Annotated in this window: 12 protein-coding genes and 1 pseudogene; 7 read left to right on the top strand and 6 right to left on the bottom strand. The window is 68.0% G+C overall.

Annotated elements, in window-relative coordinates:
• Together VFG33_RS25845 and VFG33_RS25850 are read right to left on the bottom strand one after the other, a co-directional pair.
• Positions 1–463 (bottom strand): GrpB family protein (locus tag VFG33_RS25845; RefSeq protein WP_325055549.1); only part of this gene is annotated, 463 nt, incomplete at its 3' end.
• Positions 464–506: 43 nt separating this feature from the next.
• Positions 507–1,298, bottom strand: a complete 792-nt coding sequence (locus VFG33_RS25850) for a hypothetical protein (protein ID WP_325055550.1) — start codon at positions 1,296–1,298, stop codon at positions 507–509.
• A gap of 240 nt (positions 1,299–1,538) precedes the next feature.
• Between VFG33_RS25850 and recA the strand changes: the two genes are divergently transcribed.
• From recA to rny, 5 genes are all read left to right on the top strand, one after another.
• Positions 1,539–2,618 (top strand): recombinase RecA, encoded by a 1,080-nt coding sequence (recA, locus tag VFG33_RS25855; RefSeq protein ID WP_325055551.1) that lies wholly within the window; start codon positions 1,539–1,541, stop codon positions 2,616–2,618.
• Complete coding sequence (locus tag VFG33_RS25860) at positions 2,605–3,216, top strand: regulatory protein RecX (RefSeq protein WP_325055552.1); 612 nt, start codon at positions 2,605–2,607, stop codon at positions 3,214–3,216. The genes recA and VFG33_RS25860 overlap by 14 nt, the downstream gene beginning before the upstream one ends.
• 47 nt (positions 3,217–3,263) lie before the next feature.
• Positions 3,264–3,758 carry an NUDIX domain-containing protein gene (locus VFG33_RS25865; RefSeq protein ID WP_325055553.1) on the top strand — a complete coding sequence of 165 codons (495 nt, stop codon included), beginning with the start codon at positions 3,264–3,266 and terminating at the stop codon, positions 3,756–3,758.
• 210 nt (positions 3,759–3,968) lie between these two features.
• Positions 3,969–4,520, top strand: a complete 552-nt coding sequence (locus tag VFG33_RS25870; RefSeq protein ID WP_325055554.1) for an antitoxin — start codon at positions 3,969–3,971, stop codon at positions 4,518–4,520.
• A gap of 610 nt (positions 4,521–5,130) precedes the next feature.
• Positions 5,131–6,834, top strand: a complete 1,704-nt coding sequence (rny, locus tag VFG33_RS25875) for a ribonuclease Y (RefSeq protein WP_325055555.1) — start codon at positions 5,131–5,133, stop codon at positions 6,832–6,834.
• Between the two features lie 70 nt (positions 6,835–6,904).
• Here rny and VFG33_RS25880 read toward each other — a convergent pair whose 3' ends face one another.
• A complete protein-coding gene (locus tag VFG33_RS25880; protein WP_325055556.1) occupies positions 6,905–7,285 on the bottom strand; it encodes a nuclear transport factor 2 family protein in 381 nt (126 codons plus the stop codon).
• A 91-nt stretch (positions 7,286–7,376) separates the two neighbouring features.
• Here VFG33_RS25880 and VFG33_RS25885 point away from each other — a divergent pair, with 91 nt between their 5' ends.
• Entirely contained in the window at positions 7,377–7,877 is a 501-nt protein-coding gene (locus VFG33_RS25885; RefSeq protein ID WP_325055557.1) for a GNAT family N-acetyltransferase, read from the top strand.
• On the opposite strand, the gene VFG33_RS25890 is transcribed toward VFG33_RS25885, so the two are convergent.
• From VFG33_RS25890 to VFG33_RS25900, 3 genes are all read right to left on the bottom strand, one after another.
• On the bottom strand, positions 7,874–8,842 hold the full coding sequence (locus VFG33_RS25890) for an aminoglycoside phosphotransferase family protein (protein ID WP_325055558.1): 969 nt from the start codon (positions 8,840–8,842) through the stop codon (positions 7,874–7,876). The two genes, VFG33_RS25885 and VFG33_RS25890, sit on opposite strands and share 4 nt — an antisense overlap.
• Positions 8,842–10,005: an acyl-CoA dehydrogenase family protein gene (locus VFG33_RS25895; RefSeq protein WP_325055559.1), complete on the bottom strand. Its 1,164-nt coding sequence runs from the start codon at positions 10,003–10,005 to the stop codon at positions 8,842–8,844. The genes VFG33_RS25890 and VFG33_RS25895 overlap by 1 nt, the downstream gene beginning before the upstream one ends.
• Positions 10,006–10,080: 75 nt before the next feature.
• A complete protein-coding gene (locus VFG33_RS25900) occupies positions 10,081–10,659 on the bottom strand; it encodes a DUF1707 SHOCT-like domain-containing protein (protein ID WP_325055560.1) in 579 nt (192 codons plus the stop codon).
• A 116-nt stretch (positions 10,660–10,775) separates the two neighbouring features.
• Here VFG33_RS25900 and VFG33_RS25905 point away from each other — a divergent pair.
• Positions 10,776–11,181, top strand: a pseudogene (locus VFG33_RS25905) (1-deoxy-D-xylulose-5-phosphate reductoisomerase); the annotation flags it as partial.

Genomic DNA, 11,181 nt, shown 5'->3' on the forward strand with positions numbered 1-11,181 from the left:
ACGGCAACCTCGCCGCACGCCGCTTGAACTCCCCGTACGCCGCGGCTGTGTCCGGGTGGGCTCGTAGATAGTCACGGAACAGCAGGGCATACCTCTGGTTGGCCCGGCCGGCTACGCGGATGTGCAGGTTCACCCGGCGCCGGTACATGGGCTCTACGACCAACCGCTTGGCCCAATGCGCTTCCTCTTTGGGCAGACCGGACACGGGGTGGTCGCGACGTGGTGGCCTGAGCTCCCAGTCCGCTCCCACCAGGAGCTGGGCGGCATCGTCGAGCTCCGGCTCGCTGACCACTGTCGCCTGGATGTCGAGGATGTCCTTCGCGGCCAGCCCCGGTACGGAGGTGGAGCCGATGTGGTCGACGCGGAGGGCGGTGTCACCGAGGATTCCCTGGACGACCTGGGCGGTCTTCTCGAACTGTGCGGCCCAGCTGGGATCGGGCGGAACGATCACGATCGCGCTCATGCCCTCGATCATCCCAACCTCTACCCTGGCGGGCCACCCGCAATCAGACAGGTTTGACCCGGAAGGCGCCGTTGGTCAGGAAATCGGCCGCGGCGTACGCGGCTTTCCGGATACCCTTGCGCTCGTCGAAGAAGCCGCCGACCACGCCTATGGCCGGGAGCTTGCCCAGCGCCCTTGCCGCGATGCTGCCGCGTGGACGGTCCTCGAAGACGTCGCCGAGACCACCGAGCAGCTTGCTGATCCGCCAGACCAGTCGGACGCCCTTGCGCAGCCCGGCCTCGTCGGACTCGTCGCCCAGCCCCAACTGCTGAGCGACGTCCTTGCCGGCCGTGGTCGGGTCGTCGTACCGGAGAACGTCGTCCGGCGTGATGGGGCGCGCGGTCAGGACGCGGGCCATCAGCGCGGTGCGGTCCGCGTGCGACTCGACGCCGTACTCGCGGCAGATCGCACCGATCACCATGGCCTGCACCGAGGCTCCGAGGGTGTCCTTGACCGGCAAGGCGTCGGCCGCGGCACCGCTGAGCCGGGGGAGTCCCGCGATCACCGCGGCGAACCCGCTGAGCCGGTCCACCCACCAGTCGCAGCGCTCGGCCAGCGGCAGGCCCGGCCATTCGGCATGACCCGGGACCTTCATCCTCAGCAGCCGGTCGATCGCCAGGACCAGGCCCTTCTCGGCCAGGTTGGGTTGCTCCTGGGCGGAGTACTCGGTCAGGATGCTGCGGATGCCGAACGGGTCCTGGGTGCGCAGCGCGTCGAGCACGGCGTCGAGGCCGAACTCGACCCGGCTGAGGGCGAGCACGACAGCGGAATCGGGGACGTCCGGACGGTCGGTCACGCCCGCCAGGGTAGGCAGGCGCTGGTTGATCGGACAGGTTCCGGCGTGTCTGTTGTGATTCGAACACGTGTTCGGGCTATTTTGTGGTCTACAAGTTCGTCGGACCGGCCGAGTTGTCCACAGATTCATCGCGGGACCGGAAAATGTCCGACGCGACCCATACCGTCTCTGGCGACAAAGAAATCCTCCGGGCAGCTGGGACAGTGGCCCCGATAAGTAGATGGGTTAGGTGGCAGTCACATGGCTGGTGCAGCGGCGAGTGCGGCGAGCGCGGAGCGCAAGGCCGGGGATCGCGAGAAGGCTCTGTCGACCGCGCTGACGCAGATCGAGCGGCAGTGTGGCAAGGGTGCGGTGATGCGGCTGGGTGAGCAGGGCCGTGCGCCGATCGAGGTCATCCCGACCGGTTCGATCGCGCTCGACATCGCGCTCGGTATCGGCGGACTACCGCGCGGTCGGGTAGTGGAGATCTACGGCCCGGAGTCCTCCGGTAAGACGACGGTCGCGCTGCACGCGGTCGCGAACGCCCAGGCGGCCGGTGGTATCGCGGCGTTCATCGACGCGGAGCACGCGCTGGACCCGGACTACGCGCAGAAGCTCGGGGTCGACACCGACGCGCTGCTGGTCTCGCAGCCGGACTCCGGTGAGCAGGCGCTGGAGATCGCGGACATGCTGATCCGCTCCGGCGCGATCGACATCGTGGTGATCGACTCGGTGGCGGCGCTGGTGCCCCGGGCCGAGATCGAGGGCGAGATGGGCGACAGCCACGTCGGTCTGCAGGCCCGGCTGATGAGCCAGGCACTGCGCAAGATGACCGGCGCGGTGAGCGGGACCAACACGACGGTGATCTTCATCAACCAGCTGCGCGAGAAGATCGGCGTCATGTTCGGCTCCCCGGAGACGACGACCGGTGGCAAGGCGCTGAAGTTCTACGCCTCGGTGCGGCTGGACGTGCGCCGGATCGAGTCGCTCAAGGACGGCACCGACTTCGTCGGCAACCGGACCCGGGTCAAGGTCGTGAAGAACAAGGTGGCCCCGCCGTTCAAGCAGGCCGAGTTCGACATCATCTACGGCCAGGGCATCAGCCGCGAGGGCAGCCTGCTGGACCTCGGGGTGGAGCAGGGCTTCGTCCGTAAGGCCGGGGCCTGGTTCACCTACGAGAGCGACCAGCTCGGCCAGGGCCGGGAGAACGCGCGGAACTTCCTGCGCGACAACCCCGATCTGGCCAACGAGCTGGAGAAGAAGATCAAGGAGAAGATGGGCATCGGGGCGAAGGTGGACGTGCCGGCCGAAGCGCCGGCCGAGGTCGATGTCGACTTCTGAGAGCACCCGTCCGGGCCCGCGCCGGCGTCGCCGGTTCGGGTCCGGACAGCAACCCTCCACCCCGGCTGATCCGCAGCTCGATCAGCCCGCCGACCCGTACGGCGCGGCCCGGACGATCCTGCTCGACAAGCTGGCCGCCCGGCCCCGGACGAGGTCCGAGCTGGCCGACCTGCTGGCCGAGCGGGAGATCCCGGACGAGGTCGCCGACGAGGTGCTCGATCGGTTCACCGAGGTCGGGCTGATCGACGACGCGGCCTTCGCCACCGCCTGGGTCGAGTCACGGCACCGCGCCCGTGGCCTGAGCAAGCGGGTCCTGGCCCAGGAGCTCCGGCGACGTGGGGTCGACGACGAGCTCACCCGGGATGCGCTGGACGAGCTGGATCCAGACCAGGAGGAAGCGACCGCACGGGAGCTGGTCCGGAAGAAGCTGCGCTCGATGCGCTCCCTCGAACGCCAGGTCGCGATGCGACGCCTCCTCGGCATGCTGGCGCGCAAGGGCTACCCCGGCGCCCTCGCGATGACGGTCATCAAACAAGAGATGGCCGCCAGCGACGAAGAACTCCCCCTCCTCAACGACTCCGGCCTCGAAGCCGACTAGGTTCCCATGGGCCTCCCCACCTGCGGGCGGCAGGTTTAATGAGGTAGATGAACTACGTCGGCTCGTATACCTGGCAGTTGCGGCAGCATGTTGGGTCCGAGCTGTTGTTGATGCCGGGGGCGCAGGTCGTGGTCGTCGACGAGCGGGAGCGGATCCTGTTCCAGCGCCGACGGGATTCCGGCCTCTGGGAGCTCCCCGCGGGTGCCGCCGAGCCAGGATCCAGCTTTCGGAGTACTGCGGCGCAGGAGTTGTTCGAGGAATCGGGACTGCGGGTGCGCGAGGAGGATCTGGTCCCTTTCGCCTCGCTGTCGGAGCCTGACCTGCACGTGATCACCTACCCCAATGGCGACCGGATGCACTGCTTCGCCCTCTGCTTCGAAGCGCGTCAGTGGACCGGCACCCTCAGCCCGTCCCCCGACGAGGTCATCGAAGCCGTCTTCCTGGACCCCGCGACCCCACCAGGCCCGCTCCACCCGCCCACCAGAACCGTCCTGGACCTGTACGCCGCCTTCCGCGCCACCCACACCTTCCAGGCCCGCTGACCCCGAGCGGAGGGCAGCTTTTTGCCGGGATTCCGGGGGATCGGGGGTGTGGATGGGGCAGTTGGGACTGCGGGAGTGTTGGGGGTGGGCGGCGAGGGACGTTGACGGGTGGGGGTGGACGGTGTCTGATCCGAAGTAGATCGGAGCTTTTGACCGGTCGTAGGCTGGGATTTTTCGTCGAACCGCCCCTGACACCTCGCGGAGGGTGCAATGAACGATTTCCAAGACCAGGCTAAGAACTGGCTCCGGAACGTCGTCAAGCAGAACCCGGACAAGATCAAAGCAGGCGTCGAGAAGGCCGGCGATCTGATCGACAAGCAGACCGGCGGTAAGTACGCCGAGAAGGTCGATGCAGCTCAAGAGAAGGTCGGCAACTACGTCGATGCCCAGTCCGGTGGTTCACAACCCCCTGCAACTGAGCAAACTACTGATACTGCGGAAACTGACGCCGCAGACCGGAGTGCTCCCGCCGATGGCGCACCTGAGAAGGCGACCCAGCCGGACGAGTCCGAGCCGACAGACGGCTACGGAGACGGCGGTGTGGTCGGCGGCACGCCTCCGGATGTAGCGGAGCAGCCGAGCAGTTCAGCGGGTTCCGACCCGGAGGGCGCCCAGACCGGCGCCACCGCAACCGGCACAGCTGCCGACACCGAAGCGGCCCCAGATGCCGAAGCGGCAGACACTGAAGCGGCCGACCCCGCCGCCGAAGCCGGGGGAGACAGCACTTCAGGCGGCCTCCCGGGTCCCCGGCCGACCAACTGACCTGACGAAGGCTGGGCGCATCCAGCCCTGACAGCACGCTCGCCGGACCCCAGCCCAAGGCGAGCCATACCTAACTCGGAACGGGCGTTCGACCCTCGCGGTCGAACGCCCGTTCCGGTTCCCGGGGCCGGCGGGACCGCGGCAGCCCTGACCTGGACAGGAACGTGACTGTGGATGCTCAGGCCGGGGCTGAAAGTGAGCGGGTGGGTCGTGGGGGAGTGTCCGTCTTGACCCTGTGGATAGCCGCGCCTAGCCTCGGAATCAGCAAGGGATCACCCCACCTGACGGTGGCCGATATAGCACCGGTGGGCCGGTTGATCAACCGGTCGATGTGGCCGGGACGACGACGTGAGACCAACGCTCGACCGAGCTGAAAGACGGATGACGGCGACCTACCTCGCCGTCGGATAGGACTAACCGCAGCGGCTGCAGGCTGGCCGCGGCGGGTGGCATCGCCGTACTGGTGGTGCTGTCCCAGTGGACGGATCAGGCTCCGCCGACCTGGCGGTGTGGTTCGTCGTACCGTTCTGTCGACCGTGGTGTGGCGAATCCCTTCGACGCCGACAAAAAAGTCGCGCCCAGCGGGCCGGCTCGAAGAGGGGAGACGCCGATGTCACTCGCGGCCATGCCGACGGCGGCATCAGTCGGGCTCGTCCTGATCGGCCTGCTGATCGTGGGTCTCCTCGCCTGGATCGGCCTGACGTTGTCCCGCCGCAAGGTGGCTGACGTTTCGGCCGCACTGACCGCCGCGGAGGCGAACGCCAAGCTCGAGGCCGCGACCATCACCTCGGGCGCCAAGTCCGCCGCGGAACTCGTCCGCCGGCAGGCCGAGGAAGAGGCTGCCGTCCTCCGGGTCCGCGCTGAGGTCGCCGAGCAGCGGGCCGAGGAGATCCGGCGCGCGGCGGAGGACCGTTCTTCCGAGGTCCGGCGGGAAGCCGAGCAGCGGGCGTCCGACGTACGGCGTGAGGCGGAGTCCGAGGCGCAGTCGATTCGTGAGGATCTGCGCGAGCAGCGCCTCGAGATGGAGCGCCGCGAGCACCGGCTGACCGAGCGCGAGGAGCGCCTCGACGAGCAGCACCGTGGCATCGAGGAGCGCCAGACCGAGCTCACCGTGCACCTGGCCGAGCTGGATCTGCAGCGTGCGGAGATCCGCGACCTGGAGGGTGAGCGCCGGCGCATCCTGGAGAGCGTCGCCAACCTCACCACCGAGCAGGCCAAGGCCGAACTGGTCGCCGCGATCGAGGCGGAAGCGAAGCGGCACGCGCACTCGATCGTCCGCGACATCGAGCGGCAGGCGCTGGACGAGGGCGAGACCAAGGCGCGCAAGATCATCACCGGCGCGGTGCAGCGGCTGGCCTCCGAGCAGACCAGCGAGTCGGTCGTCTCCGTGGTGCATCTGCCAAGCGACGACATGAAGGGCCGCATCATCGGCCGTGAGGGCCGCAACATCAGGTCGTTCGAGCAGACGACGGGCGTCAACCTGATCATCGACGACACCCCGGAAGCCGTGCTGCTGTCCTGCTTCGACCCCGTACGCCGGGAGACCGCGCGGCTGACCCTGGATTCGCTGGTCCTGGACGGAAGGATCCACCCGAGCCGGATCGAGGAGATCTACGAGCGCAGCAAGGGTGAGGTCGCCGAACTCTGCGAGCGGGCAGCCGAGGACGCGATGGCCGAGGTCGGGATCACGGATCTCCACCCGGAGCTGATCCGGACGATGGGTCTGCTGCGCTACCGCACGTCGTACGGGCAGAACGTGCTCAAGCACCTGATCGAGTCGGCCCACCTGGCCGGGATGATGGCGGCGGAGCTGGGGCTGGATCCCAAGCGCTGCAAGCGGGGCGCGTTCCTGCACGACATCGGCAAGGCGCTGACGCACGAGTCCGAGGGCAGTCACGCGATCGTGGGTGCGGAGCTGGCTCGCAAGTACGGCGAGGACGACGACGTCGTGCACTGCATCGAGGCGCACCACAACGAGGTCGAGGTGCGGACCGTCGAGGCGGTCCTGACCCAGGCTGCCGACGCGATCAGCGGCGGGCGTCCGGGGGCACGGCGCGAGTCGCTCGAGGCCTACGTCCAGCGGCTCGAGCGGCTGGAGGAGATCGCGATGCACCACGACGGCGTCGAGAAGGTGTTCGCGATGCAGGCCGGTCGCGAGATCCGGGTGATGGTGCTGCCGGACGCGGTCGACGACATCGCGGCCCAGGTGATGGCGCGCGACATCGCCAAGCAGGTCGAGGAGGAACTGACCTACCCCGGCCAGATCCGCGTCACCGTAGTCCGCGAGTCCCGCGCCACCGAGGTCGCCAAGTAGTCAGAGCCGGTACTGCGTACTTCGGTGCGCCGTACCGGCAATCAATGGCCGTATGAGGTGCGCCTGCCGCTCAGCTCGGGTCGGCGTACTTCGCTCGCCATTCGGGAGCCTCGAACGGTGAGCCGTAGATGCGGGTCTCGCGAGCGATCTGGCCGTCCTGGAACTCGACGATGTTCGCGACGTAGAAGATGTCGCCGCCATAGTCCGAACGACCCAGTACTACGAAGTGGTCGCCGGCCCCGGTGATCCGCTGGATCTCGATCGACGGCGGGTTCGGGTACTGCTGCTGCATCGCCCGCATCGTGTCCCGGCCGACGATCCGCTCACCCGACTGCGGCATCTCCAGCACATAGTCCTCGGCCCGCATCTCATGCTCGGCCTCGGCCGACAACGCCAGTTGCCCGTCCATCGGCCACAACCGCTCCAGCAGTTCTCGATTGTGATCAGTCATCCCCGCCACCCCCTTCGGCCCTGTTGCCGTTCAGCTCAGTCTGCGCCGAAATCCTTTAGCCAGACTTAAAGCCCTCGGTTACGTTCGGACGATGCTCGACATCCGACCGGCGGAGCAGGACGAGATCGACCGGATCATCGCGGCCGAGGCGTGGCCCGCCTCCCGCGAACATCATCGCGAGCGCTGGGCACGACAGACCCGTGGCGATGGCGTCTACCTGTTGGCGCATCAGGACGGCGAGGTGGTCGGCCACTCGATGCTGTTCCGCCGAAGTAAATACCCCGAGATACAAGCCGGGCCGGATCCCGCCGAGATCAACGCCCTGCATGCCTACGAGCAAGGCCGCGGCATCGGTACGGCGATCATCGCCGCGGCCGAGGAGCTCGCGACGGAGTGGGGACGCTCGGTGATCGGCTTGGGCGTCGAGCCCGACAACGTTGGAGCTCGCCGCCTCTACGAGCGGCTCGGCTACCAGGAGTGGGACGGTCCGCAGGTGATCGACAGGTGGACCGAGAAGGACGCGGACGGGCGCATTCTCGTCACCCACCAGGACCCCTGCCTCTACCTCGTCAAACGACTCAAGCCTGCCTAGCTGTGGAGTTGGGCGAGGGTTTCGTCGAGATGCCTCCACTGGAAGGCTCCCCAGCGATCGAGACCGTCGAGGGCATCGGCCGTTTCGTCTGGCGACAGCGTGTCGTTGTGGAGCCGCAGTACGCGGGCGGTGAAGTCCTCCACGGCGCGGCGGAGGCGGAAGAAGCCGATGAGATCCGGGTGGAGGTCGCGCGGATAGACCTTGAGGACCTCGCGCAGCGGTGTGACGCTGACCGGCTGCTCGCCGTGGAGGAGCAGAGCAAGGTCCTGCTCGGCTGGTGCCAGCCGGGCCTCGTCCCAGTCGAGCACGCTGAGTCGCCCGTCCGGCGCGACCAGCACGTTGTCGCCGGTCAGATCCGTATGACAGGCGACGAGCCCACCACCCGGCCGGCCCGCCACAGCCTTCCGCGCCGACTTCTGCAGGTCGGTCAGCCGGTCCAGCTGATCCAGAAGCTCGCCCCGGAACGGACGGACCACCTTGTCGGCGAGGTGAAGCCTCAACTCGTCGGCGATCTCGACGGAGAACCGCTCGCGAAACGGCAGTACTGGCCCGGCCTCGAACGCATGAAGCTCAACCAGCGTGCGCCCCAACTCCGTGAGCACCGCGGAGGGCCAGTCCGGCCACCCAGGCAGCGTCGTACCAGGCAGGAACGGAGTCAGGACCATGACCCCGGCAGGCAACCTCGCGGACAGCTGGCCGGTCTTGGTCGGCAAGGGCACTGCCACTCTCGCGCGGAATCCGGACGAACCCAGACGTTGCACGAAGGGCAGGCGGCCGACTGCGGCGTCAGCGCCATGTCCGCCCGGCCAGAGCTTGAGGAAGTACCGCTCGCCACCGACCCGTAGTACATAGGCCGCTGCGGTCCAGCCGACGGGCAGGAACTCAATGGAATCCGCAGCGAGGCCGTACTGCCGGTCGACCGCCCTTAGGAGCGCGGTGCGTTCGACTCGCGGCTCCGACAGCACTAGCGGAAGGCGGCTTGGCCGGTGAGGGCTTGCCCGATGACTAGTTGGTGGACCTCGGAGGTGCCTTCGTAGGTGAGGACGGACTCGAGGTTGTTGGCGTGGCGCATGATCGGGTATTCGCCGCTGATGCCGTTGGCAGCGAGGATCGTGCGGCACTCGCGGGCGATCGCGATCGCCTCGCGGACGTTGTTCAGCTTGCCGACGCTGACCTGTTCGGGGCGAAGGGCCCCCTTCTCCTTCAGCCGCCCGAGGTGAACCGCCAGCAGGATGCCCTTGTTCAGCTCGACCGCCATGTCGGCGAACTTCGCCTGGGTGAGCTGGTAGGCCGACAGCGGCTTGTCGAACACCTGTCGCTCGGCCGCGTAGTCCAGGGCCGTCTCGAGACAGTCGCGAGCGGCGCCCATCGCGCCGAAGATGATGCCGAAGCGTGCCTCGTTCAGACAGCCCAGCGGTCCGGACAAGCCCCTTGCCTCAGGCAACATCGCCGAACCCGGCAACCGGACGTCGTCGAAGATCAGCTCGGACGTCACCGACGCGCGCAACGACATCTTCCGGGTGATCTCCGGCGCCGAGAACCCAGGGGTATCCGTCGGTACGGCGAAGCCGCGCACGCCGTCGTCGGTCCGGGCCCAGACGATCGCTATATCGGCCACCGACCCGTTGGTGATCCACATCTTCGAGCCGTTCAGGATCCAGTCGTCGCCATCGCGCCGGGCGTTCGTCCGCATGCCGCCCGGGTTCGACCCGAAGTCGGGCTCGGTCAGCCCGAAGCAGCCGATCGCCTCACCCGCGGCCATCGCAGGGAGCCACTCGGTCTTCTGCTCCTCGCTGCCGTACTTCCACAGCGCATACATCGCCAGCGACCCCTGCACCGACACCAGCGAGCGCATCCCCGAGTCAGCGGCCTCGATCTCCAGGCAAGCCAGGCCATACGCCACCGGACCAAGGCCCGCGCAGCCGTAGCCAGTCAGATGCATCCCCAGCAGCCCGAGCGCACCGAGCTCCTTCGCCAGGTCGCGCGCCGGGATGCTCGCCGACTCGAACCACTCCGGCAACTGCGGCCGCAAGCGCTCGTCCGCAAACCGGCGGGCTGCCGCCCTGATGGCGATTTCCTCATCGGTGAGCAGCGAGTCCACATCCACGAGATCCAGCGAAACGGTCATGGGGCTCACGCTATCCGCAAGCGGCCGGAACCGTCCCTGAGGTAAACCGCACACCTGACCTGAGGTAGACCACACCTACTTGCGGTACCAGGGCCACCACCAGTGCCGCTTGCGTGGATGCCGGACCACGATCGACGCGTGCTCGGCCTTCCCGGTGACCCGGAGCCGCACCCCACCCGCTCTCGGCGTACCGGCCTTGTTCTTGGCCGCGCTGTGCACCACCTCGACCTCATCCATGGTGATCGCCCAGCCCTCCGGCACGATCATCACGACGGCGCTGTGCTTGGCATGGGCGTGAACGTGGATCTCGGGCCAGCGCACCACCGCGTCGGTGAAGTCCAGCCGCACGCCCGCGTGCTCGGCGACCGCTGTCACTCGCTCCGGCACCTGCCACGTCCCCTCGCGCTTCTGCCCGCTGTGCTTCGCCCGGATGGTCAGTTCGGCGGAGTCGCTGCCGTGCGCGACCGGGAGCAGGTCGGCGGTCGCCGTGCGCAGTTCGAGCTGCGTCTTCGCCGAGTAGATCCGCGTCAGCCGCTCGTCCAGCTCGTCGAAGTCCAGCCGGCCGTCGCCATGCGCTTCCTGCACCACCGAGGCTGCCCGCTCGCGGTCGTTGTCAGAGGCCCTACGCTCGGGCGGCGGCTGCTCCAGACTCATGGGCCAAAGGTAGCGCCGCACCCGGTCGCCCAGTACGCCGCGCCGCGTCGTACCCCGAAACAATCACCCGTACGGCGGATCGCCGCCGACGGTGGTCACCTGGGACAATGGGCCGCGTGAATCCGCGAACCGTCGTCATCCTCGGCTCGACCGGCTCCATCGGCACCCAGGCCCTGGAGCTGATCGGCCGGAACCGCGACCGGTTCAGGGTCTCCGCAATCTCGGCCGGAGGCGACAACGTCGGGCTGCTGGCCCAGCAGGCGCTCGAGTTCGAGGTCGAGGTGGTCGGGGTCGCCAAGGCCACGGTCGCCCAGGACCTGCAGTTGGCCTTCTACGCGGAGGCCCAGCGGAAGGGCTATGCCCAGGGCGAGTTCCGGATCCCCAAGATCATCACCGGACCGGACGCGTCCAGCGAACTCGCGGCGATGCCGTGTGACGTGGTTCTGAACGGCATCACCGGTTCCGTCGGCTTGAGCCCGACGCTCGCGGCCCTCGACGCGGGCAACACGTTGGCGCTCGCCA

Source organism: Kribbella sp. (assembly GCF_035687465.1).
In the GTDB taxonomy this organism is placed as follows: Bacteria; Actinomycetota; Actinomycetes; order Propionibacteriales; family Kribbellaceae; genus Kribbella.